The 389-nt window shown below is 46.0% G+C and carries 1 protein-coding gene; it reads left to right on the forward strand.

The genetic code is table 11. From position 1 onward, the window contains the following. A partial coding sequence (locus tag Ga0451573_RS19015; RefSeq protein ID WP_231685773.1) for a transposase occupies positions 1-389 on the forward strand: 389 nt, incomplete at both ends.

Genomic DNA, 389 nt, shown 5'->3' on the forward strand with positions numbered 1-389 from the left:
CCACCCGGTAAGGTCAAAGAGATCGAACTCATCTATGACCGGGGTTTGCAATTAGCTGTTACCTACGATGACAGCCAAGGTCCCAAAGCAAACAATAACCTGTGCATTGCCGCAATAGACCTGGGTGAAATCCATACAATTGTCTCAGTAACCGATCATGGGCAAGGAATGATCATCACCGGTCGCAGGCAGCGAAGCATCAAACGATTGCGCAACAAGAAATTGAAAGAACTGCAAAAGAAACTGGCCAAATGTGAAAAGGGCTCCCGTCAGTGGAAAAAATACCGCCGGGCTTTTAACTACATCTTAGCCAAGAGTAATGCCCAGTTGACTGATGTCCTCCATAAAACAACCCGCGAATTTGTTAACTGGTGCTTGGAAAATCAAGT

Origin of the sequence: Phosphitispora fastidiosa, from assembly GCF_019008365.1 — a bacterium.
GTDB classification, from domain to species: domain Bacteria; phylum Bacillota; class Thermincolia; order Thermincolales; family UBA2595; genus Phosphitispora; species Phosphitispora fastidiosa.